The following is a 17,861-nucleotide window of genomic DNA, read 5'->3' on the forward strand; positions in this document are numbered from 1 at the left end:
CGGACCCATGACCTACGTCGTCACCGACGCCTGCATCCGCTGCAAATATATGGACTGCGTCGAGGTGTGTCCGGTCGATTGCTTTTATGAGGGCGAGAACATGCTCGTCATCAACCCGAGCGAGTGCATCGATTGCGGCGTCTGCGAACCGGAATGCCCGGCCGAAGCGATCCTGCCCGACACCGAGAGCGGGCTGGAGCAGTGGCTGGAGCTGAACAACACCTATTCGGCGCAATGGCCCAACGTCACCCGCAACGCCAACCAGACTCCGCCCGACGCCGACAAGTGGAAGGGCGTCGAGAACAAGATCGAGCATTTCTCGGCCGAACCCGGCGCGGGCGACTAAGCTCAGTCGATCATGTTCCACGTGAAACCATGGCCGGGCCGCGACAGCGGTTCCGGCCTTTGGCTTTGCGCTGGTAATTTTGTTGCAACGTTGCTATAATCCCACGTGACGGCGGCAGTTTCATGCCCCGCCCGGAGACCACCTTTAGCAACGTCCCACGTCGTCCAACCTGCCGCCGCCGGATATAGCGATGGCAGGAATCGATGCTTTCGGGACGACGACCACGGAAAGGTTACCAATGGCTGCCAAGGCATTGTCCTTCGATGTCGGCGATTATGTCGTGTACCCCAAGCACGGCGTTGGCCGTGTGATCGAACTCCAGCGTAGTGAGATCGCTGGCATGCAACTCGAACTCTATGTGCTGCGCTTCGAAAAGGAACGCATGACGCTGCGCGTTCCGACCAACAAGGCGGAAAGCGTCGGCATGCGCAAGCTGTCGTCGGACAAGACCATGCGCGAGGCCATGGAAACGCTGAAGGGCAAGCCCAAGGTCAAGCGGACCATGTGGTCGCGCCGCGCGCAGGAATATGAAGCAAAGATCAATTCGGGCGACCTGGTGTCGATCGCCGAAGTGGTCCGCGACCTGTTCCGTGCCGATGACCAGCCCGAGCAGAGCTATTCGGAGCGCCAGATCTTCGAAGCCGCAGCCAGCCGCCTGGCACGCGAACTGGCCGCGATGGAGCAGGTCGACGAGCCCAAGGCGCTGGAGCGGATCATTGAGATCCTGCGCGACGCCGCAGCGATCTATAACAAGGAAAAGACCGCCGCCTGACGGGTGTGCGATCCAGACCCGATAGAAAGGGGCGGCCGGCAACGGTCGCCCCTTTTTTATGGTCGGCCTGCTGGTGATCCGCCCCAACATAGTGTATTACTACAGCAATACATGGAGGGGGCGATGCATCGTTGCATGGTCCTGGCCATGCTCGGCCTGACGGCATGCGGCGGCGATGGCGCCGTTCCTGACGCCGCCACGGACGAGCACCTGGCCACGTTGCGCGATTTCGACACCGTTGCGCTCGACAGTCGCGATTCGGTGGAAGTCCGCCGGGGCGAGGGCTTCGCCGTCCGGGTCGAAGGTCCAGCCGAACGCCGCGCCGGCCTGATACTCCGCCGCGATGGCCATGTCCTGCGGATTAGTCGCAGCGAAGGCGGGCTGTGGGCCGTCGATCGCGATGCTGCACGAATCTTGGTGACGATGCCGGTGATCGCCGCGGCCACGCTGTCGGGGTCGGGCGACATCACGATCGATCAGGCGGGCGATCCGTTTACCGGGACGCTGGGTGGATCGGGTGACATGACCATCGGGCAGCTCCAGGGTGACCGGACGACGCTGACGGTTGCCGGTACGGGCACGATCGCCGCTGCGGGATCGGTGCGGTCGCTGACGCTGAGAGTCGCCGGCTCGGGCGATATCGATGTGCGACAGGTACAGGCGGCCGATGCGGTCGTGTCGATCACCGGCAGCGGCGATATCAAGGCTGCGATCGACGGCCCGGCGCGGGTGTCGCTGACCGGCAGTGGCTCCGCGGTGCTGGGGCGCGGTGCCCGCTGTACCGTCAACCGGGTTGGCACCGGCGAGGCGCATTGTGGCTGAGCGGCTTGCCAGGCAGCCGATAACGCGGGATGCAGGCGGGATGATCGCATCGCTGCTCGCCGCTGTCCTGCTCACGCCCGCCGCGGCTGCCGCCCCGCCGCCGCAGGCCGAGCGTCGCTTGATGCTGACCGGGTTCGACCGGATACAGGTCGACGGGCCGTTCACGGTGCGCGTCGCGGCGGGGGCAGCGATCGGCGGCCGGATCGTCGGCACGCCGCGCGCGCTGGACGCGGTGGACGTGCGGGTCGAGGGGCAGACGCTGATCGTCGCGCCGGCCCGCGACGATCGCGGTCGTCCAAATGCCGCCTCGGCAGAACCCCTGGTGATCGAACTGACCAGCGACCGGGTGATCGGCATTTCGGTGCGGGGTCCGGCGCAGGTCCGGGTCGAGCGGATGGCCGCCGCGCAGGTCGACCTGTCACTGACCGGCGACGGATTTATCGAGGTCGGCACCCTGGATGCGGGGCGGATCGAAGCGATGCTGATCGGATCGGGGCGGCTGGCGCTGGCCGGACGTGGCGATGACGCGCAATTTCTGGTTAACGGCCCCGGCACGATCGATGCCGACCGGCTGACGATCGACGCGCTGCTGGTCCACAGCCAGGGGACCGGTACCGGCAAGTATCGCGCGCGCTATACCGCCGAGGTCAACGCGCAAGGGTCGGGCATGGTGACGGTCGCGGGCATGCCGCGCTGCCGGACGCAGGGTAGCGCGACGATCCGCTGCGGATAGCCGGGGCCAACGCCGCCGGCTATCCGCGCACGGCATCAGGCGGGTTCGTGCGCCAGCGTCGGGTAATCGGTGTACCCTTCCGGCCCATGCGAGTACCACGTCGCCATCTCGTCCTTGTTCAATGCTGCACCGCGCTCCAGCCGCAGCGGCAGGTCGGGATTGGCGAGGAACGGACGGCCAAAGGCGATCGCGTCGGCGACGCCGCCATCGAGTTCGGCCTGCGCCTTTTCGCCATCATAGTCCTGGTTGAGCACCAGCGGGCCGGCAAAGACCTTGCGGATCTCGGGCGAGACGCGCGCCTGGGTCGCGCTGCCGAAGGTGCCGTCGGGGCCGGGTTCGCGCAGTTCGAGGAAGGCGATGCCCTTGTCCGACAGCAGCTGTGCGGCGGGCACGAACACCGATGCCGGATCGCTGTCGATCACGCCCTGCGTATCGCCATTGGGCGAGAAGCGGACGGCGGTGCGGCCGGCACCGACCTCGGCGATCAACCGGTCAACAACCTCGCCCAGCAGGCGGATACGGTTTTCCGGGCTGCCGCCATAATCGTCGTCGCGCTGGTTGGCGCCGTCGCGCAGGAACTGGTCGATCAGATAGCCATTGGCGGCGTGCAGCTGCACCCCGTCGAAGCCGGCGGCCTTCGCATTACGCGCGGCACGCGAATAATCATCAAGGACGCGGGTGATATCGTCCAGCGTCGCGGCGCGCGCCTGTGCATATGGCTTCTTGCCGTCATAGGTGTGCGCCTGGCCCGGTGCGGTCGTGGCCGAGGACGACAGCGGCGCGGCACCGTCCAGGAAATCGGGATGCACCACCCGGCCCATATGCCAGAGCTGTGTCACGATCCGGCCGCCGGCGGCATGGACGGCATCGGTCACCGGCTTCCACGCCTCGACCTGTTCATCGGTCCACAGGCCGGGTGCGAACGGCCAGCCCAGCCCTTCGCGGCTGATGCCGGTTCCTTCGGAAATGAGCAGGCCGGCGGATGCACGCTGCGCATAATAGTCCGCCATGATCGCGGTCGGCACATGTTCGCGCGTACCGCGACCGCGCGTCAGCGGCGCCATCAGCACGCGGTTGGGTGCCTGAATATCCCCCAGCGTGATGGGGTCGAACAGACTGGGCATAACTGAAAACTCCTGAATCCCTGCAAATACAGGCGACGTCAAAAAGATAGGGCGGTAGGGGGCGGCATGCAGCCGGTACCGCCTGAAACAAATATTTTGCCGCCCCCAAGAACGCCGCGTGGCGCGATTGTTGCCGTGGTCGGTGCGAATATCGCGCTCGCCTTTGGGCCATGGTTCGTGCGGCTGGCCGATACCGGGCCGGTCGCGGCGGGGTTCTGGCGGATCGCGCTGGCGCTGCCGGTGCTGCTGGTCGCCGCTGCCGGACGTGACGGGCGGACGATGCTGCCGCCGCGCGGTCTGTGGCTGCCGCTGCTGGTCGGCGGGCTGGCGTTTGCGGTCGATCTGGGGGCGTGGCACATCGGCATCCGCCGGACGACCTTGGCCAATGCCACGCTCTTCGGAAACTGCGCGGTGCTGATCTTTCCGCTGTACGGCTTCATCGCGATGCGCCGATGGCCGACCCGGACGCAGGGACTGGCGCTATCGCTGGCGGCGGTTGGCGGCGTGCTGCTGCTCGGCCGCTCGGCGGAACTGTCGTCGCGGCATCTGGCGGGCGATCTGTTCTGCCTGCTCGCCGGGGTGCTCTACGCCGTCTATTTCATCGCAATGCGCGGGGTGCGCCAGACGATGGCACCGCTGCCCGCGCTGGCGCTGTCGAGTGCTGCGGGGGTGCTGCCGCTGCTGCTGTTCGCGCTGGCGTTGGGCGAGACGATCCTGCCGCAACACTGGGGGCCGCTGTTCGCACTGGCGATGGTCAGCCAGATCGCGGGGCAGGGGCTGATGATCTATGCACTGGGGCATCTCAGCCCGTTGGTCGTCGGGCTGGCGCTGCTCGTCCAGCCGCTGGTCGGCGCGACGATCGGCTGGCTGGCCTATGGCGAGCGGTTGGGGCCGATGGATGCCGTCGGCGGCGCGCTGGTGGCGGCGGCGCTGGTGATCGTCAGCGCCCGCCGCTCCCCCGAGCGATAGGATCAGGCGATCCCGGCGCGGCCCAGATCGACCAGCGCCTCGCCGAAGCGGGCGATGTCGCCGGGTGCGAAGCCCGCGATGTTGATGCGGCCCGATCCGGCCATGTAGATGCCATGCGTCGCGCGCAGCCATTCGATCTGCGCCGGATTGAGCGGCAACGTGGCGAACATGCCCTTGCCGTGCGCCAGCGGGGCAAGATCGACCGATCCGCACTGGCCCAGCCCTGCCAGTTCGCCGCGCAGACCCTGTAACCGGGTGCGCAGCGCGTCCAGCTCGCCGCGCCAGTCGGCGGCCAGCTGTTCGTTTTCCAGCACGATCCGCACGGCGGCGGCACCGTGATCGGGCGGCATCGACCAGTTGGCGCGCGCCAGCGCCAGCAGGTTTGACAGCACGATGTCGCGTGCCTCTCCATCTGGCGTGGTCGCCCACAATGCACCGGTGCGTTCGCGGTACAGCCCGAAATTCTTGTCGCAGGAATAGGCGACGATTGCGAACGGCACCGCATCCAGCACCCTGCGCATGCCGGCGGCGTCCGCCTCCATCCCGTCGCCCAACCCCTGATAGGCAAGGTCGACGAACGGCACGAGCCGGCTGTCGGCGATGGCATCGGCGATCGCCTGCCATTCCTCGGCCGTCGGATCGATGCCGGTCGGATTGTGGCAGCAACCGTGCAGCAGGATCGCGTCGCCCGCCTCCGCCTGACCGATCGCGGCGCGGATCGCGGGCAGGTCGATGGTCTGTGCATCCATGTCGAACATCGGGTGCGGCACGACGACGATCCCGGCAGCGGCAAACACCGGCGCATGGTTGGCCCAGCTCGGCTGGCCGACCAGGATGCGGCGCACCCCGGCCTTCGCCAGCAATTCGGCGCCCAGCCGCAGCGCGCCGGTGCCGCCCGGCGTCTGCAATCCGCAGCGCCGATCCGCCGGGAAATCACGCCCGAACACCAGGGGCTCGAGCAGCGCGACAAAGCCCTTGTCGCCTTCCGGCCCCAGATACGACTTGCTGTCCTGCGTCGCGATCAGGCGCATCTCGGCCTGCTTCACCGCCCGCATCACCGGGGTATGGCCATGGTCGTCGCGAAACACGCCGACGCCCAGGTCGATCTTGTGCGGGCGGGGATCGGCGCGGAACGCCCCGATCAGTCGGAGCAACGAATCGGCGGGCTGGGCGACCAGCGAACGGAACGGCATGGGAACTCCCGGAGATGGGGTGATCGGGTGCCTATATGCCGATCCATGCGGCAAAGGGCAGGCAAAACCCTATCTCCGGGTACGGAAATGGCGCCGGGCGTGGCGCTTCGATCACAGGTTCGCGAGATAGCGTTCCACATCGTCGCTGCCGCCGATGCGCTGGCCGTCGATAAAGGTCTGCGGCGTGGTCTCGACGCCGTGTTCGGCCTTGAACGCGTCCACGTCCTCGCGGCTGCGCAGGATCTGGTCGTCGACGGTGAAGCCCGCCGATTGCAGCAGTTGCTTCGCCTTCACGCCGAACGGACAGGTGTGGTCGGGCAGGACCATGCGGTACAGCGTCGCTTCACGGGTATCGGACATGGGTGGTTCCTTGTGATCGGAGAGGGTGGTGGCATAGCGTACCGGATCGGAGCGGGTTCCGCCGTTGCCGTTTGACCCCGCGCGCCCTAGCTAGAGGCGATGATGGAGGATGCGATGGCCCCGCTGGCACCTGCCGACCTGACACTCGACGAACTGCGCGCCGCGCTGGCGCCGCTGGTCGCCGCCAATGCCGCGTTCGACGGCTGGAACGACAAGGCGGTGGAGGCGGCTGCGCGCACCTTCGGTGCCGATCCCGATGTCGCGCGGCTCGCCTTTTCGGGCGGTGCGGTCGAAATGATCGACGCGTGGTTCGCCGACATCGACCAGCGGATGATCGCGGTGGTCAGCGCCGATGCCCTTGCCGCGATGAAGATCCGCGAACGCATCACCGCGCTGGTCGAGGCGCGACTGGCGGCGGTGGCGGGCGAGCGTGAGGCGCTGCGCCGGGCGCTGGCGATCCTCGCGATGCCGCAGAATGTCGCGCGCGCGACGAAGCTCGGCTGGCGGACGGTCGACCTGATCTGGCGGCTGGCCGGCGACAAGGCGACCGATTACAATCATTATACCAAGCGGGCGATGCTCGGTGCGGTCTATGGCAGCACCATCGCCGTCTTCCTCGACGACGAAAGCGGCGGCCATGCCGATACCCGCGCGTTCCTGGCGCGGCGGATCGACGGGATCATGCGCTTCGAAAAGCTGAAGGGCCGCATCCTTGCGTCGCGCGATCCCGAACGGCGGCTGAGCCTGTCGCGGTTCATCGGACGACTGCGCTATCCGGCGGTCTGATCGGCGGACGCGGGTGGCAAAGAATCCGCTTTCCTTGCGCCGGGCTTATTGCTAATTAGTCGCAATGTTGTCACCCAATCTGCACCTAACCCAGCTGCCCCGCACCTGCCGGGCAACGGTCGCATCGGTCGATTGGGAGGGCATGTCCCCTGGGGAAGCGCGGCGGTTGCGCGAATTCGGTCTCGACGAAGGGGTCGATATCGAACTGCTCCACCGTGCGATGCTGTCGGGCGGGCCGCTGGCCTGCCGCATCGGGCGGATGACGGTGGCGCTGCGGGCGCATGTCGCCGGGGCGATCCGCGTCGCGCCGCTGGCGAGCTGATTTACCCGGCTCCGACGGTCCCGCCACAGTGAACGCTGCACCTCTGGTCGCGCTGGTCGGCAATCCCAATGCCGGCAAGACGGCGCTGTTCAACGCGCTGACAGGTGCCCGGCAGAAGGTCGGCAATTATCCGGGCGTCACCGTGGAACGCCATTCGGGCCGCCTCGCGCTCGACGACGGGCGGCCGATCGAGCTGGTCGACCTGCCTGGTACCTATAGCCTCGACCCCTCCAGCCCCGACGAAGCGGTCACGCGCGACGTCGTGCTGGGGCGGCAGTCGGGGGAGCGGGTGCCCGATGCGCTGATCGTCGTCGCCGATGCCACCAATCTCGACAATCACCTGCGCTTCGTGCTGCAGCTGAAGTCGCTCGGGCGGCCGATGGTGCTGGCGCTCAACATGATCGACATGGCGGCGCGCGACGGGTTGAAGATCGACCTCGCCGCGCTGTCCGCCGAACTCGACCTGCCGGTCGTGGCGACAGTCGCGGTGCGCAAACGCGGCCTCGACGAACTCCGCATGGCGTTGGCCGAAATCCTCGCCGCCGCGCCGCGCACCGCGCCGATCGAAACGGTCGAGTCGGACATCCGCCATTTCCAGCGCGAGGCCCGGCGCATCTCCCGCGCCGCGACCGTCGAACAGCCGCGGATGCGCGCCGTTACGCGCGGGCTGGACCGGGTGGCGCTGCATCCGGTCATCGGCCCGATCCTGCTGCTCGCAATCCTGTTCGTGATGTTCCAGGCGGTGTTCAGCTGGTCCGAAGCGCCGATCGGCTGGATTGAGGGGTTGCAGGCCTGGCTCGCCGATCAGGCGACCGCCGCGCTGCCCGACAACTTCCTGCGATCGCTGCTAGTCGAAGGGATCATCAACGGCGTCGGATCGGTCGTGGTGTTCCTGCCGCAGATCCTGATCCTGTTCCTGTTCATCCTGCTGCTGGAGGCATCAGGGTACATGGTGCGCGCCGCGTTCCTGATGGACCGGCTGATGAGCGGCGTCGGCCTGTCGGGGCGCGCGTTCATCCCGCTGCTGTCGTCCTTTGCCTGCGCGATTCCCGGCATCATGGCCACGCGGTCGATCGACGATCCCAAGGAACGGCTGACCACGATCCTGATCGCGCCGCTGATGACCTGTTCGGCGCGGCTGCCGGTCTACGCCGTCATCATCGGGGCGTTCATCCCGGCGCGGACGGTGCTGCCGGGCGTGGGGCTACAGGGGCTGGTGCTGCTGGTGCTGTACCTGACCGGGATCATCGGTGCGGTGCTGGCCGCGTTCGTGCTGCGCCGTACCGCGACCAAGGGTGTGGGCGGCGGCTTCCTGATGGAAATGCCGCGCTATCAGCTGCCCTCGATCCGCGACATCGCCATCGGGCTGTGGCAGCGCGCCTATGTCTTCCTGCGCCGCGCGGGGACGATCATCCTGCAGGTGACGGTTGCGCTGTGGCTGCTCACCTCCTATCCGGTCGCCCCGGCAGGCGTGAAGCAGTCGGAATATTCGATTGCCGGTCGGATCGCATCGGGGCTGGAGGTCGTGCTACGGCCGATCGGCTTCAACCACGAAATGAGCCTTGCGGTCATCCCGGCCATGGCGGCGCGCGAGGTCGCGGTGTCGGCGCTCCAGACCGTCTATGCGATCGACGCGGCGGATGAGGAACAGGGCGCGCAGGAACTGGGCGGGCGGCTGCGTGGCCGCTGGAGCCTCGCTACCGCGCTCGCCTTCCTCGCGTGGTTCGTGTTCGCGCCGCAATGCCTGTCGACGATTGCGGTCGCGCGGCGGGAAACCAATGGCTGGAAATGGCCGCTGGTGATGATCGGCTATCTGTTCGCGCTCGCCTATATCGCGGCGGGGGCGACCTACTGGACGGCGGTGGCGTTCGGACTGGGGTAGGCGTGTCGCTATTCCTCCAGCTTCGCACCATCTAGCAACGCCTTGCGCCGTGCGTCCTCGCTCTCCTCCACCGCCTTTTCCGCCTTGGTCCGGCCGAACTTGCGGCGATTGGCGTCGGCTTCCTGCGTCTTCGCCGCCTTGGCGCGCCCTTTACGGAACTGGTTGAGGTTGATGACGTCGCCCATGCGCGGCTCCTCCCTGACGCACATAGTCTGAACTCCTGCCGGCCTTGCGGCAAGCACTGGCGTCGCGCCGCGCGCTGGCATAGGAAGCCGGGCTGTATCTTTCTCGGAGAAGCGCCATGGCCGGCAGCGTCAATAAAGTCATCCTCGTGGGCAATCTGGGTCGCGACCCGGAATCGCGGTCGTTCCAGAATGGCGGGAAGGTCGTAAACCTGCGCATCGCGACGTCGGAATCGTGGAAGGACCGCAATTCGGGCGAGAAGAAGGAAAAGACCGAATGGCATTCGGTCGCGATCTTTAACGAAGGCCTTGCCAACGTCGCCGAGCGGTTCCTGCGTAAAGGTTCGAAGGTCTATATCGAGGGCCAGCTGCAGACGCGGAAGTGGCAGGACCAGCAGGGCCAGGACAAGTACAGCACCGAAATCGTGCTGCAGGGCTTCAACAGCGTCCTGACGATGCTCGACGGTCCCGGCGGCGGCCAGGGTGGCGGCGGCGGCAGCCGTGGCGGTGGCGACTTCGGCGGCGGCGATGATTTCAGCGGCGGGTCGGGCGGCGGCTATGGCGGTGGTGCGTCGGGCGGATCGCGCGGCGGCAGCGGCGGCGGGTTCAACTCGGGCGGCAACAAGGGCGGCAATTTCGGTGGCGGTTCGGGTGGCGGCTTCGGCGACGATCTGGACGACGACGTTCCGTTCTGATCGCCCGTCACCATCGACGGCACAAAAACGGCCCGCTTTCCGATGGGAAGGCGGGCCGTTTCCGTTGGCTGGATCGCTCCGCGACCCGGTGGATCAGCCTGTGGATAACCTTGTGGGAAACCGTGTCAGAAACGCGGCCCCGCCACCGCCGCCTTGGGCTTCTTTGCCGGCGTTTCGTCGAGCAGCTTGAGCAACGCCGGCGTGCGGGTGTCGCGCTTGGCATAATCGCGCGCTGACATGCCGGCCATCACGTCGGCCTGGTCGGGATTGGCCCCGGCGGCGATCAGCGTGCGTACCATGTCGAGGTTGCGCAGCTGTACCGCGCGGATCAGCGGGGTTTCGCCGCTGCTGTTCCCCAGGTTCAGGTTCGCATTGCGCGCGGCCAGCGCGTTGATCGCCTCGACCGACCCCGATTCGACCGCCAGCAGCGCGGGCGTGTTGCCGCGATTGTCCTGCAGGTTCGGGTTCGCGCCCTTGGCCAGCAGGAAACGGAGATAGGTCAGGTTGCCGTTCTTCGCGACAATGTGCAGCGCGCCTTCGCCGGTCGAGCGGTCCTTGGTATTGATGATCGTCTGGCCGGGCTGGCCGAGGATATCGTTGACCTTGTTCCCGTCTTCGTCGCGGATCGCCTTTAGGAACAGATAGCCCGGCGACATCTGCTGCGCGTGCGCCGCGGCGGGCAGCATCAGCGCGGCGGCGAGGGCGAGGCGGAGGACGGGCATGGGGGAAGCTCCAAAGGACGTGACGCGGCTTGCAAGGCGTCGCCTATCAGATCATGGCTGGCAACACCATGAACAGCATCCTGCGTACCCTTGCCCCGGCGCTCGCGCTGGCCCTTGCCGCTTGCGGGGGGGCGCCCGAACCGGCCGCCACGCCGCCGCTGGCCGGCGCGCGGATCGGCGGGCCGTTCGTGCTGACCGATTCGGCGGGCAAGGTGGTGCGCGATACCGATTTCGCCGGCAAATGGCGGATCATGTATTTCGGCTATACCTATTGCCCCGATGTCTGCCCGGTCGATGTCCAGAACATCGCCGGCGGGCTGAAGGTGTTCGAGGACGGTTCGCCCGAACTGGGGGCGAAGGTCGTGCCGATCTTCGTCACCGTCGATCCGGAACGCGACACGCCGGCGGTGGTCGGCAAGTTCGTCGCCGCCTTCCACCCGCGCATGGTCGGGCTGACCGGCAGAGCGCAGGCAATCGCCGATGCCGCGCGGGCCTATGGCGTCACCTATGCCAAGTCGCAATCGCCGGGTGCGACCGAATATCTGATGGACCATAGCCGTACCGCGATCCTGATGGATCCGCAGGGGCGCCCGGTCGCGCTGCTGCCGCAGGACGAAAGTCCCGAGGCCGTCGCCGATGCGTTGGCGAAGTGGGTGCGATGAGCGGGCGCTTCTGGGAAGACCTGCCGCTCGCCGCGCTGGACCGCGCGCAGTGGGAGGCGTTGTGCGACGGCTGCGGCAAATGCTGCCTGCACAAGCTGGAGGATGAGGATACCGGCGAAATCCATGCGACCAATGTCGCGTGCAAGCTGCTCGACCGGCGCATGGGCCAGTGCAGCGACTATCGCCACCGCCACGCCTATGTCCCCGAATGCGTGCGGCTGAACGCGCGCAACGTCGGCGACATCGAATGGCTGCCCTCCACCTGTGCCTACCGCCTGCGGAACGAAGGCAAGAAGCTGCCCGACTGGCATTACCTGAACAGTGGTGACCGGGAGAGCGTCCATGCCGCCGGACAGTCGACACGCGGCTGGACCGTGTCGGAGAACGACGTCGGCGACCTCGAACATCACCTGACAGACCGGACGTTGTGATCGACGGGGTCGAGGTCGTCCGCCACCCCCGCGCCCGCGTGGCGCGGCTGTCGGTCGATCCGGCCACCGGCCGCGTGCGCCTGACCGTGCCGAAGCGCATGGCGCTGGCCAAGGCGGTGGCATGGGCCGGTGAAAAGGCCGACTGGATCGCGGCGCAGCGCGCGAAGCTGCCCATGGGGCGGCCGTTCGTCGATGGTGCGGTGGTGCCGGTCGCGGATCGCGCGGTGCGCTTGGTATGGCGCGAGGGGGCGTCGCGGACGGTGCAGTTCATGCCCGCCGCACCCCGTGCCCCCGCGCAGGCGGGGGCACGGGGCCAGGCAGAACAACCGTCAGCGATTGGCGCTCTGGATCCCCGCCTGCGCGGGGATACGGGGGCGGGGGACGACGCCATCCTGACCTGCGGCGGCCCACTGGACCAATTCCCCGTCCGCATCGAACGCTGGCTCAAACGCGAAGCCTTGCGCCTTCTAACCGAAGACACCGCGCACTATGCCGCCAAGGCCGGCGTCACCATCACCAAGGTCGCGATCGGCGATCCGAAGGCGCGCTGGGGCAGTTGCAGCGGCGACGGCACGATCCGCTATAGTTGGCGGCTGCTGCTCGCCCCCGGCTTCGTCCGCCGCGCGACCGTAGCGCATGAGGTCGCGCACCGCGTCCATATGCACCACGGCCCCGATTTCCACGCGCTGGTCGCCGACCTGTTCGAGGGCGACCCCGACGAGTCCCGCCGCTGGTTGCGTGCGGAGGGTGCCGCGCTTCACTGGTACGGGCGGGCGTCCTCTTCGGGATAACGGTCCGCCGGCGGCGGCTGGCGGCGATCGGGGGCCGGGCGGCGCTGCGCCGGAACCGGCTGGTCGGGCCGCTGTCCCCGGCCGAGCGCACGGTCGATCCATTCCTGGTCGAGCTGTTCGTCGGGCGCGCGCTGCTGCTGCTGCGGGATCGTCTCGTCGCCATCGTCGGTCGGGGCGTCGGGCGGGGTTGCGCCCGGCTGTTCGACCGGATTGCCGTCGGGATCGACATAGACCCGGTCGTCGGGCGCGCCGTAATAGCTCTCCGCGTCCGGCTCCTCCTGCCATTCGGGCAGCGTCACCTTGGTATTGAATTCCTCGACCGGCCGGTTCGCCACTGCCTGTCGCATGAACGCGGCGAAGGCGCGGGCAGGGGCGGTGCCGCCCTGCAATCCGGTGACGGCCTTCGCATCGTCGCGGCCCATCCACACGCCGGTGGTGATGCCCGACGAAAAGCCCATGAACCAGCCGTCCTTGTACGAGGTGGTCGTGCCGGTCTTGCCCGCGACCGGGCGCCCGATCTGTGCCGCGCGGCCGGTGCCGGTATTGACCGCGGTCTGCAGCAGGTCGGTCATCTGCTGCGCGACATAGGGGGCGACCAGCACGCGCGAGCTGTCGACCTGATGCTGGTAGATCACCTGGCTGTTGGCGGTCACGCGGGTGATGCCGTAGGGGGCGACCGCCGTCCCGCCGCTCGCGACCGAGGCATAGGCCCGGGTCAGGTCGAGCAGTCGCACGTCGGACGTGCCCAGCACCATCGCCGGCTTCGTGTTGACCGGCGTGGTGATGCCGAAGCGCCGCGCCATGTCGGCGACGGTCGCAAAGCCGACCTCCTGCCCCAGCCGCGCCGACACGGTGTTGAGCGAATAGGCGAAGGCGGTGCGCAGCGACACCTGCCCGCTAAATCGCCGCGAACTGTTGCGCGGGCTCCACCCGTCGATGGTGATCGGCGCGTCGTTAACCTGGCTGTCGGGGTTCATGCCCGCTTCCAGCGCGGCCAGATACACGAACAGCTTCCACGCCGATCCCGGCTGGCGCGTCGCCTGCGTCGCGCGGTTGTAGATCGACGAGACATAATCCTTGCCCCCGACCATGGCGCGCACCGCGCCATCGCGGTCGAGCGCGACCAGCGCGCCCTGCACCCCGGCCGGGGCATTGGCGCGGATCGCGGTGTCGGCGCTCTTCTGCATCGCCGGGTCGAGCGTGGTCCACACGTCCAGCGGCGCTTCGGTTTCGTCGATCAGTGTTTCGAGCTGCGGCAGCGCCCAGTCGGTGAAATAGCGCACGCTGTTCTGCTGCGGCTCGGGGGCCAGCTTGATCGCCTGCGGATCGGCATCCATCGCCTGGCTGGCGGTGATCGCGCCGGTTTCCTGCATCAGCTTCAGCACGACGCCCGCACGGCCGACGGCGGCCTCGGCATCGGCGGTCGGCGAATAGCGCGACGGGGCCTTTACCAGACCCGCGATGACCGCCGATTCCGACAGCGACAGGCTGGTCGCGGGATGGTTGAAGAAGCGCCGTGACGCCGCGTCGATCCCATATGCCCCGCCGCCGAAATAGACCTTGTTCAGATACAGCTCGAGGATCTGGTTCTTGGTGAACTTCCGCTCCAGCGCCAGCGCCAGGATGATCTCGCGGAATTTGCGCCCGACCGTGTAGCTGTTCGACAGGAAGATGGTGCGCGCGACCTGTTGCGTGATGGTCGATGCGCCCTGCAACCGGCGCCCGGTGCCGCGCGTCTCGATCGCGAACTTGGTGATGCGGGCCAGCGCTACCGGATCGACGCCCAGATGCGAGCGGAAGCGGCGATCCTCGACCGACACCATCGCGTCGCGCATCGCCGCCGGGATCTGGGCATAGGGGATCCATTCGCCATAGCTCGGCCCCAACGAGACGAGGATCGACCCGTCCGCTGCGCGCACGCGGATCATCTGTCCGTTGGGCGAAGATTTGAGCTGGCCGAAGCTCGGCAGGTTCGATTTGGCGTTATAGACCGCGACGATCAGCGCGATCGCGCCCAGCACCGCGACGCCCACCCCGATCCCCAGCACCCAGCGCAGGATGCGCCACCAGCGGGAACGGGCGGCGGTGGGCCGCTTCTGCGGGCTTTGGGGAGTGCGTGCCATGGGAATGCGCCGGATACCGCGCCGGCCCCCGGCGGCACAAGCCCCGGACGCACGGCGCATTGGGAATGGCGCGCGCTAGGCGGGCCGCGATGAACGGCGGCTGACGGAATCGATCCGGGTCCAGCGCGCGGCCATGGCCACCAGCGGCGCGATCCGCCCACCGACCAGCAGCAGCGGGTGGGTCGCGGGATGTTCGGCCAGCGTCCTGAGCAGCCCGGCGATCGCGATCGGGCGGTGCAGCCGCCCGCGCAATGCCTGCTGGAATACCGGCGCCCCCGCCGGCCCCTGCGCCTGCCACTGCCGCGCCGCGCGAATCGCGCTGGCGATGGCGATGCCCATGCCTTCGCCGGCCAGCGACGGGATCACCCCGGCCTGATCGCCAAGCCGATAGACACCGGGCACGGTACCCGCCGCGCGCCAGCCATAGGGGACGTTGGCGATGGCATCGATCGCGGGCGTGGCCCCCATATGCGCGAGCCGCTCGCCCAGTGCCGGCAATTCGTCGCCCAGCACCCGCAGCAGCGCGGGCAGGTCGCCCGCCGCCTTGAGGCGCGACCGGCGCAGCGCCATGCACAGGTTTGCACTGCCATCCTCCTGAAGCACCAGCCCGCCATAGCCCCCGGCAAAGGCGTGCAGTTCGATCGCATCACCGACCAGCCGGGTGAGCGACGGATGCGGGGCGAGCCGGACGCGCACGCCCATCGCCGGATCGTCGCCGACCACCGCATCGCGCATCGCCCCGCGCAGGTCGTGCTTGCCGGTGGCGAGGAACAGCGTCTCACCCGTCACGTCAGCGCCGTCGCCGGTGTGGAGCGTAGTGCTCTCCGCCGACCGAATCGTCACCCCGCGCTCGACCCCCGCACCGGCATTGCGCGCAGCATCCAGCAACAGCGCATCGAGTCGCAGCCGCGACAGACCGATGGCGGGGGCGGGCAGGGACGATTCGGCGCGGCCTCTGGCGGTGAACAGCACGACCCGACGCACGACATGGCCGCCCAGCCTTGCCGGATCGATCCCGACGCTAGCCAGCGATTCGAGCGTGCGCCACGACAGGAACCCGCCGCACAGCGCGTCCTGGGACCTACGCGATCGCTCCAGCACCAGCGGCTGGGCACCGCCCTGTGCCAGCAGCAGCGCGGCGACCGACCCCGCCGGGCCGCCGCCCGCGATCAGCGCCGGCGTTCGACGCATAGCCGGAACGGAAAGTGCCGCCGCACCTCGGCCCCGTCGACTCCCGCCTCGCCAAGGATCGGCGGCCATTCGTCGGGGCGATAGGAGCGCGCGATCGACAGCGTACCGTCGGCGCGAACGATCGGGTGCCAGCGCAGCACCATCGCCAGCAGCGGATAGCCGCGATGGGCGAAACGGTGGCGGTGCAGGTCGTTGACCAGCCAGCCACGCGCCGATTCCGCCTCCATGAAGCGGAGAAACGCGACCAGCTGTCGGTGGGTCATGTGATGCGCGACCAGGCTAGAGACGATCACATCCCATCCATCACCCGCCAGATCGGCATAGTCGCCGGTGCGATAGGTGATGGGCAGGTCGGCGTGCGTATCGGCACGGGCAATCGCTTCGCTGCGCGGGTTCAGGTCGATTCCGACCAGTTCGGCCGCCACCCCGCGCTTGCCCGCCCAGCGTGCGATCCGGCGCAGCATGTCGCCATCGCCATAGCCGACATCGAGCAGCTTAAGCCGTTCGCCGCGTGCCACGATACGGTCGAGGAACGCCAGCGTCGGTCGCGCCGCCATCGTCACCACATTGACCTGCGCCAGATCGCGCAGCACCGCGGCATAGGTTTCGGGCGGCAGCGCGGGATCGTCCATTGCCTCTTCGGCGTGCGACCGGGGGAAGCTCATGACGCGCTCCGAAAGCCGAAGCCTTCGGCAGCCAGGCCGGGACCGAACGCCAGCGCGATACCGTTTCGAACCGGCGGCCCATCCAGCATCGCTGCCAGCACGAACATCAACGTCGCCGAAGACATGTTGCCATTGGCCGCCAATACCGCGCGCGATGCCGCCAGTGCGTCCGGTGACAGCGACAAGCTGCGCTCCACCGCATCGAGGATCGACCGCCCGCCGGCATGGACCGCCCAGCCGTCGACCTCCGACAGCGCCCGCCCGCCGGTCGCCGCGCTCGCGAAATCGGGATCGGTCAGGGCGTGTGCGATCCGGCCCGGTACCTCGCCCGACAAATGCATCGCGAAGCCCGCGTCGGTAATGTCCCAGCGGATCAGCGCCGCCGAATCGGGTAATGTCGCGGCAAACGGCGCCTCGATCGCAAAGCCCGTCGCCTCGCTCGTCACCAGCGCGGCGGCGGCGCCGTCGCCGAATTGCAGCATGGCGAGCAGCGGTTCCAGCGTGGTCGCGGGTTGCAGGTGCAGCGTCGACAGCTCGACCGTGACGACCAGCACCCGCGCCTCGGGCTGCGACCGGACGATATGGCGGGCGCTGCGCAGCGCGGCGACGGCGGCGTAACAGCCCATGAACCCGACCAGCAGCCGTTCGACCTTCGGCGACAGGCCGATGCGCGCCGCAACGATCTGATCGATGCCCGGTGCCACGAATCCGGTGCAGCTGGCGACGACCAGATGGGTGATCCCGTCCAGCGCCACCCGGTTCGCCAACGCGTCGATCGCGGCGATCGCCAGCGTCGGCGCGGCATCGGTATAGATCGTCATGCGCGCGGCGGTGCCCGGCATCGCATCGGCATAGAAGCCGCCGGGCGCAACCGGCGACCCGCCATCATCCCCGATCGGCAGCACCGACCAGCGATGGCCGATCCCGGCACGCTCGACCATCCGGTCGAACAGCTTCGCCTCCCGATCGGGCAGCCGACGACGTGCCCAGCCGATAAAGGCGTGGTGAATATCGTGCGAGGGGGTCGCGGTCGCCACGGCATTGAGCCAGGCGACGGGTGCGGGGGTTGGGGTCATCCGGCGATCAACGC

At 68.1% G+C, this 17,861-nt stretch carries 22 protein-coding genes; 12 read left to right on the forward strand and 10 right to left on the reverse strand.

The window, feature by feature from the left end; all coding sequences use genetic code 11:
• The first annotated feature begins 7 nt into the window (after nucleotides 1-7).
• Both fdxA and ASE67_RS04595 read left to right on the forward strand, forming a co-directional pair.
• Complete coding sequence (gene fdxA, locus ASE67_RS04590; RefSeq protein WP_055757295.1) at nucleotides 8-346, forward strand: ferredoxin FdxA; 339 nt, start codon at nucleotides 8-10, stop codon at nucleotides 344-346.
• Nucleotides 347-584: 238 nt separating this feature from the next.
• Nucleotides 585-1,118 (forward strand): CarD family transcriptional regulator, encoded by a 534-nt coding sequence (locus tag ASE67_RS04595; protein WP_055757298.1) that lies wholly within the window; start codon nucleotides 585-587, stop codon nucleotides 1,116-1,118.
• 99 nt (nucleotides 1,119-1,217) lie between these two features.
• On the opposite strand, the gene ASE67_RS18520 is transcribed toward ASE67_RS04595, so the two are convergent.
• Entirely contained in the window at nucleotides 1,218-1,469 is a 252-nt protein-coding gene (locus tag ASE67_RS18520; RefSeq protein WP_235511841.1) for a hypothetical protein, read from the reverse strand.
• Here ASE67_RS18520 and ASE67_RS04600 point away from each other — a divergent pair.
• Together ASE67_RS04600 and ASE67_RS04605 are read left to right on the forward strand one after the other, a co-directional pair.
• A complete protein-coding gene (locus ASE67_RS04600; RefSeq protein ID WP_235511834.1) occupies nucleotides 1,380-1,940 on the forward strand; it encodes a GIN domain-containing protein in 561 nt (186 codons plus the stop codon). The genes ASE67_RS18520 and ASE67_RS04600 overlap by 90 nt on opposite strands.
• Before the next feature lie 40 nt (nucleotides 1,941-1,980).
• Nucleotides 1,981-2,673 (forward strand): GIN domain-containing protein, encoded by a 693-nt coding sequence (locus tag ASE67_RS04605; RefSeq protein WP_055757302.1) that lies wholly within the window; start codon nucleotides 1,981-1,983, stop codon nucleotides 2,671-2,673.
• 35 nt (nucleotides 2,674-2,708) lie between these two features.
• On the opposite strand, the gene ASE67_RS04610 is transcribed toward ASE67_RS04605, so the two are convergent.
• Nucleotides 2,709-3,797: an alkene reductase gene (locus tag ASE67_RS04610; RefSeq protein WP_055757304.1), complete on the reverse strand. Its 1,089-nt coding sequence runs from the start codon at nucleotides 3,795-3,797 to the stop codon at nucleotides 2,709-2,711.
• Between the two features lie 135 nt (nucleotides 3,798-3,932).
• Here ASE67_RS04610 and ASE67_RS04615 point away from each other — a divergent pair, with 135 nt between their 5' ends.
• Nucleotides 3,933-4,766, forward strand: coding sequence for a DMT family transporter (locus ASE67_RS04615; RefSeq protein ID WP_327196661.1), 834 nt, complete (start codon nucleotides 3,933-3,935; stop codon nucleotides 4,764-4,766).
• 2 nt (nucleotides 4,767-4,768) lie between these two features.
• Here the strand turns inward: ASE67_RS04615 and ASE67_RS04620 are convergent, their stop codons facing one another.
• Nucleotides 4,769-5,959 carry an amino acid aminotransferase gene (locus ASE67_RS04620; RefSeq protein WP_055757306.1) on the reverse strand — a complete coding sequence of 397 codons (1,191 nt, stop codon included), beginning with the start codon at nucleotides 5,957-5,959 and terminating at the stop codon, nucleotides 4,769-4,771.
• Nucleotides 5,960-6,070: 111 nt separating this feature from the next.
• Entirely contained in the window at nucleotides 6,071-6,319 is a 249-nt protein-coding gene (locus ASE67_RS04625; RefSeq protein ID WP_055757308.1) for a glutaredoxin domain-containing protein, read from the reverse strand.
• A gap of 114 nt (nucleotides 6,320-6,433) precedes the next feature.
• On the opposite strand from ASE67_RS04625, the gene ASE67_RS04630 reads away from it, so the two are divergent.
• The 3 genes from ASE67_RS04630 (at nucleotide 6,434) to feoB (ending at nucleotide 9,309) form a co-directional block, all read left to right on the forward strand.
• Nucleotides 6,434-7,105: a COQ9 family protein gene (locus tag ASE67_RS04630; RefSeq protein WP_235511798.1), complete on the forward strand. Its 672-nt coding sequence runs from the start codon at nucleotides 6,434-6,436 to the stop codon at nucleotides 7,103-7,105.
• 64 nt (nucleotides 7,106-7,169) lie between these two features.
• Complete coding sequence (locus ASE67_RS04635; RefSeq protein WP_055757311.1) at nucleotides 7,170-7,427, forward strand: FeoA family protein; 258 nt, start codon at nucleotides 7,170-7,172, stop codon at nucleotides 7,425-7,427.
• Between the two features lie 28 nt (nucleotides 7,428-7,455).
• A complete protein-coding gene (gene feoB, locus ASE67_RS04640; RefSeq protein ID WP_055757313.1) occupies nucleotides 7,456-9,309 on the forward strand; it encodes a ferrous iron transporter B in 1,854 nt (617 codons plus the stop codon).
• Between the two features lie 8 nt (nucleotides 9,310-9,317).
• Here the strand turns inward: feoB and ASE67_RS17660 are convergent, their stop codons facing one another.
• Entirely contained in the window at nucleotides 9,318-9,494 is a 177-nt protein-coding gene (locus ASE67_RS17660) for a DUF4169 family protein (protein ID WP_082456955.1), read from the reverse strand.
• A gap of 116 nt (nucleotides 9,495-9,610) precedes the next feature.
• Here ASE67_RS17660 and ssb point away from each other — a divergent pair, with 116 nt between their 5' ends.
• A complete protein-coding gene (ssb, locus tag ASE67_RS04645; RefSeq protein ID WP_055757315.1) occupies nucleotides 9,611-10,186 on the forward strand; it encodes a single-stranded DNA-binding protein in 576 nt (191 codons plus the stop codon).
• Between the two features lie 125 nt (nucleotides 10,187-10,311).
• Here ssb and ASE67_RS04650 read toward each other — a convergent pair whose 3' ends face one another.
• Nucleotides 10,312-10,908: an ankyrin repeat domain-containing protein gene (locus ASE67_RS04650; protein ID WP_055757318.1), complete on the reverse strand. Its 597-nt coding sequence runs from the start codon at nucleotides 10,906-10,908 to the stop codon at nucleotides 10,312-10,314.
• Nucleotides 10,909-10,961: 53 nt separating this feature from the next.
• Between ASE67_RS04650 and ASE67_RS04655 the strand changes: the two genes are divergently transcribed.
• From ASE67_RS04655 to ASE67_RS04665, 3 genes are read left to right on the forward strand one after another with little or no spacing between them, the layout of a single operon-like run.
• Nucleotides 10,962-11,570: an SCO family protein gene (locus ASE67_RS04655; protein ID WP_055759132.1), complete on the forward strand. Its 609-nt coding sequence runs from the start codon at nucleotides 10,962-10,964 to the stop codon at nucleotides 11,568-11,570.
• Nucleotides 11,567-12,001, forward strand: coding sequence for a YcgN family cysteine cluster protein (locus tag ASE67_RS04660; RefSeq protein WP_055757320.1), 435 nt, complete (start codon nucleotides 11,567-11,569; stop codon nucleotides 11,999-12,001). Before ASE67_RS04655 ends, ASE67_RS04660 begins: the two co-directional genes overlap by 4 nt.
• Nucleotides 11,998-12,792, forward strand: a complete 795-nt coding sequence (locus ASE67_RS04665; RefSeq protein WP_055757322.1) for a M48 family metallopeptidase — start codon at nucleotides 11,998-12,000, stop codon at nucleotides 12,790-12,792. The genes ASE67_RS04660 and ASE67_RS04665 overlap by 4 nt, the downstream gene beginning before the upstream one ends.
• Here the strand turns inward: ASE67_RS04665 and ASE67_RS04670 are convergent.
• The 4 genes from ASE67_RS04670 to ASE67_RS04685 form a co-directional block, all read right to left on the reverse strand.
• Nucleotides 12,759-14,915: a transglycosylase domain-containing protein gene (locus ASE67_RS04670; protein ID WP_082456957.1), complete on the reverse strand. Its 2,157-nt coding sequence runs from the start codon at nucleotides 14,913-14,915 to the stop codon at nucleotides 12,759-12,761. The genes ASE67_RS04665 and ASE67_RS04670 overlap by 34 nt on opposite strands.
• 75 nt (nucleotides 14,916-14,990) lie before the next feature.
• Nucleotides 14,991-16,106 (reverse strand): NAD(P)/FAD-dependent oxidoreductase, encoded by a 1,116-nt coding sequence (locus ASE67_RS04675; RefSeq protein ID WP_055757323.1) that lies wholly within the window; start codon nucleotides 16,104-16,106, stop codon nucleotides 14,991-14,993.
• The gene (locus tag ASE67_RS04680; protein ID WP_055757325.1) at nucleotides 16,085-16,771 is read right to left on the reverse strand and encodes a methyltransferase domain-containing protein; all 687 of its coding nucleotides are present in this window, start codon (nucleotides 16,769-16,771) and stop codon (nucleotides 16,085-16,087) included. Before ASE67_RS04680 ends, ASE67_RS04675 begins: the two co-directional genes overlap by 22 nt.
• The gene (locus tag ASE67_RS04685) at nucleotides 16,768-17,847 is read right to left on the reverse strand and encodes a type III polyketide synthase (RefSeq protein ID WP_055757327.1); all 1,080 of its coding nucleotides are present in this window, start codon (nucleotides 17,845-17,847) and stop codon (nucleotides 16,768-16,770) included. Before ASE67_RS04685 ends, ASE67_RS04680 begins: the two co-directional genes overlap by 4 nt.
• Between the last annotated feature and the right edge of the window lie 14 nt (nucleotides 17,848-17,861).

Source organism: Sphingomonas sp. Leaf23, from assembly GCF_001421585.1.
In the GTDB taxonomy this organism is placed as follows: Bacteria; Pseudomonadota; Alphaproteobacteria; order Sphingomonadales; family Sphingomonadaceae; genus Sphingomonas.

What these genes read in the sequence shown, in the direction of transcription:
- ASE67_RS04680 (WP_055757325.1), bottom strand. Translation starts at nt 16,771, where the DNA reads ATGAGCTTCCCCCGGTCGCACGCCGAAGAGGCAATGGACGATCCCGCG.
- ASE67_RS17660 (WP_082456955.1), bottom strand. Translation starts at nt 9,494, where the DNA reads ATGGGCGACGTCATCAACCTCAACCAGTTCCGTAAAGGGCGCGCCAAG.
- fdxA (WP_055757295.1), top strand. Translation starts at nt 8, where the DNA reads ATGACCTACGTCGTCACCGACGCCTGCATCCGCTGCAAATATATGGAC.
- ASE67_RS04595 (WP_055757298.1), top strand. Translation starts at nt 585, where the DNA reads ATGGCTGCCAAGGCATTGTCCTTCGATGTCGGCGATTATGTCGTGTAC.
- ASE67_RS04625 (WP_055757308.1), bottom strand. Translation starts at nt 6,319, where the DNA reads ATGTCCGATACCCGTGAAGCGACGCTGTACCGCATGGTCCTGCCCGAC.
- ASE67_RS04660 (WP_055757320.1), top strand. Translation starts at nt 11,567, where the DNA reads ATGAGCGGGCGCTTCTGGGAAGACCTGCCGCTCGCCGCGCTGGACCGC.
- ASE67_RS04610 (WP_055757304.1), bottom strand. Translation starts at nt 3,797, where the DNA reads ATGCCCAGTCTGTTCGACCCCATCACGCTGGGGGATATTCAGGCACCC.
- ASE67_RS04655 (WP_055759132.1), top strand. Translation starts at nt 10,962, where the DNA reads ATGGCTGGCAACACCATGAACAGCATCCTGCGTACCCTTGCCCCGGCG.
- ASE67_RS04605 (WP_055757302.1), top strand. Translation starts at nt 1,981, where the DNA reads ATGATCGCATCGCTGCTCGCCGCTGTCCTGCTCACGCCCGCCGCGGCT.
- ASE67_RS04620 (WP_055757306.1), bottom strand. Translation starts at nt 5,959, where the DNA reads ATGCCGTTCCGTTCGCTGGTCGCCCAGCCCGCCGATTCGTTGCTCCGA.
- ASE67_RS04675 (WP_055757323.1), bottom strand. Translation starts at nt 16,106, where the DNA reads ATGCGTCGAACGCCGGCGCTGATCGCGGGCGGCGGCCCGGCGGGGTCG.
- ASE67_RS18520 (WP_235511841.1), bottom strand. Translation starts at nt 1,469, where the DNA reads ATGGCCATCGCGGCGGAGTATCAGGCCGGCGCGGCGTTCGGCTGGACC.
- ASE67_RS04670 (WP_082456957.1), bottom strand. Translation starts at nt 14,915, where the DNA reads ATGGCACGCACTCCCCAAAGCCCGCAGAAGCGGCCCACCGCCGCCCGT.
- ASE67_RS04630 (WP_235511798.1), top strand. Translation starts at nt 6,434, where the DNA reads ATGGCCCCGCTGGCACCTGCCGACCTGACACTCGACGAACTGCGCGCC.
- ASE67_RS04635 (WP_055757311.1), top strand. Translation starts at nt 7,170, where the DNA reads ATGTTGTCACCCAATCTGCACCTAACCCAGCTGCCCCGCACCTGCCGG.
- ssb (WP_055757315.1), top strand. Translation starts at nt 9,611, where the DNA reads ATGGCCGGCAGCGTCAATAAAGTCATCCTCGTGGGCAATCTGGGTCGC.
- ASE67_RS04685 (WP_055757327.1), bottom strand. Translation starts at nt 17,847, where the DNA reads ATGACCCCAACCCCCGCACCCGTCGCCTGGCTCAATGCCGTGGCGACC.
- ASE67_RS04650 (WP_055757318.1), bottom strand. Translation starts at nt 10,908, where the DNA reads ATGCCCGTCCTCCGCCTCGCCCTCGCCGCCGCGCTGATGCTGCCCGCC.